General features: G+C 57.4%; 3 protein-coding genes and 1 pseudogene. 2 read left to right on the top strand and 2 right to left on the bottom strand.

Annotated features, from left to right (window positions below):
* Nucleotides 1–43: 43 nt before the first annotated feature.
* Both groES and groEL read left to right on the top strand, forming a co-directional pair.
* Entirely contained in the window at nucleotides 44–334 is a 291-nt protein-coding gene (groES, locus tag D3872_RS05020; RefSeq protein WP_119809403.1) for a co-chaperone GroES, read from the top strand.
* 49 nt (nucleotides 335–383) lie between these two features.
* Nucleotides 384–1,186 (top strand): annotated as a pseudogene (gene groEL, locus D3872_RS05015) (chaperonin GroEL); the annotation flags it as partial.
* 4 nt (nucleotides 1,187–1,190) lie between these two features.
* Here groEL and D3872_RS05010 read toward each other — a convergent pair.
* Complete coding sequence (locus D3872_RS05010) at nucleotides 1,191–1,820, bottom strand: TCP-1/cpn60 chaperonin family protein (RefSeq protein ID WP_182915690.1); 630 nt, start codon at nucleotides 1,818–1,820, stop codon at nucleotides 1,191–1,193.
* A 162-nt stretch (nucleotides 1,821–1,982) separates the two neighbouring features.
* Entirely contained in the window at nucleotides 1,983–2,258 is a 276-nt protein-coding gene (locus D3872_RS05000; RefSeq protein WP_119809758.1) for a co-chaperone GroES, read from the bottom strand.
* Between the last annotated feature and the right edge of the window lies 1 nt (nucleotide 2,259).

Genomic DNA, 2,259 nt, shown 5'->3' with positions numbered 1-2,259 from the left:
CCGCCGAAAGCAAGTCAAACCATTGAAACTAAAGGAGTTTTGCATGAACCTTCGCCCTTTGCACGATCGCGTTATCGTCAAGCGTCTCGACCAGGAAACCAAAACTGCGTCCGGCCTGATCATCCCTGATGCGGCTGCTGAAAAGCCGGATCAAGGCGAGATCCTCGCCGTAGGCAATGGCAAAGTCCAGGAAAACGGTAACGTGCGTCCTCTGGAAGTCAAAGTTGGCGACCGCGTCCTGTTCGGCAAATATTCCGGCCAGACCGTCAAGGTCGACGGCGAAGAACTGCTCGTCATGCGCGAAGAAGACATCATGGCCGTGCTGGTCAAGTAATCAGCCGACACCCGTCTGACCCCCAAACGAATTTAACGGAGAAACAAACATGGCAGCTAAAGATGTAGTGTTCGGCGACGCAGCGCGCGCCAAAATGGTTGAAGGCGTCAACATCCTCGCCAACGCAGTCAAGGTAACCCTGGGCCCTAAAGGCCGCAACGTGGTGCTCGAGCGCTCGTTCGGTTCGCCTACCGTCACCAAGGACGGCGTGTCGGTCGCTAAAGAGATCGAACTGAAAGACAAGCTCATGAACATGGGCGCGCAATGGTCAAGGAAGTCGCTTCGCGCACCAGCGACAACGCCGGCGACGGCACCACCACCGCGACCGTTCTGGCACAAGCCATCGTCCGCGAAGGCATGAAGTTCGTTGCCGCCGCATGAACCCAATGGACCTGAAGCGCGGCATCGACAAGGCGGTTCACGCCACCGTCGAAGAGCTGGCCAAGATCTCCAAGCCATGCACCACCACCAAGGAAATCGCCCAGGTTGGCGCGATCTCGGCCAACTCCGACTACTCGATCGGCGAGCGCATCGCTGAAGCGATGGAAAAAGTCGGCAAGGAAGGCGTCATCACCGTTGAAGACGGCAAGTCGCTGAACGACGAGCTGGACATCGTTGAAGGCATGCAGTTCGACCGCGGCTACCTGTCGCCATACTTCATCAACAACCCAGAGAAGCAAGTCGCAATCCAGGACAATCCATTCATCCTGCTGTGCGACAAGAAGATCTCGAACATCCGCGACCTGCTGCCGATCCTGGAACAAGTCGCTAAAGCCGGCCGTCCACTGCTGATCATCGCGGAAGACATCGAAGGCGAAGCACTGGCAACCCTGGTTGTGAACAACATCCGCGATGATCAGCAGTGGACGGCCGGCTTTAGCGACTTGTTCCAGGATCGGCAGCAGGTCGCGGATGTTCGAGATCTTCTTGTCGCACAGCAGGATGAATGGATTGTCCTGGATTGCGACTTGCTTCTCTGGGTTGTTGATGAAGTATGGCGACAGGTAGCCGCGTCGAACTGCATGCCTTCAACGATGTCCAGCTCGTCGTTCAGCGACTTGCCGTCTTCAACGGTGATGACGCCTTCCTTGCCGACTTTTTCCATCGCTTCAGCGATGCGCTCGCCGATCGAGTAGTCGGAGTTGGCCGAGATCGCGCCAACCTGGGCGATTTCCTTGGTGGTGGTGCATGGCTTGGAGATCTTGGCCAGCTCTTCGACGGTGGCGTGAACCGCCTTGTCGATGCCGCGCTTCAGGTCCATTGGGTTCATGCCGGCGGCAACGAACTTCATGCCTTCGCGGACGATGGCTTGTGCCAGAACGGTCGCGGTGGTGGTGCCGTCGCCGGCGTTGTCGCTGGTGCGCGAAGCGACTTCCTTGACCATCTGCGCGCCCATGTTCATGAGCTTGTCTTTCAGTTCGATCTCTTTAGCGACCGACACGCCGTCCTTGGTGACGGTAGGCGAACCGAACGAGCGCTCGAGCACCACGTTGCGGCCTTTAGGCCCAGGGTTACCTTGACTGCGTTGGCGAGGATGTTGACGCCTTCAACCATTTTGGCGCGCGCTGCGTCGCCGAACACTACATCTTTAGCTGCCATGTTTGTTTCTCCGTTAAATTCGTTTGGGGGTCAGACGGGTGTCGGCTGATTACTTGACCAGCACGGCCATGATGTCTTCTTCGCGCATGACGAGCAGTTCTTCGCCGTCGACCTTGACGGTCTGGCCGGAATATTTGCCGAACAGGACGCGGTCGCCAACTTTGACTTCCAGAGGACGCACGTTACCGTTTTCCTGGACTTTGCCATTGCCTACGGCGAGGATCTCGCCTTGATCCGGCTTTTCAGCAGCCGCATCAGGGATGATCAGGCCGGACGCAGTTTTGGTTTCCTGGTCGAGACGCTTGACGATAACGCGATCGTGCAAA

The organism is Massilia cavernae, assembly GCF_003590855.1.
In the GTDB taxonomy this organism is placed as follows: domain Bacteria; phylum Pseudomonadota; class Gammaproteobacteria; order Burkholderiales; family Burkholderiaceae_D; genus Telluria_A; species Telluria_A cavernae.
The sequence above is the reverse complement of the archived record's forward strand: the minus strand, read 5'-3'. Positions and strand labels throughout refer to the sequence as shown.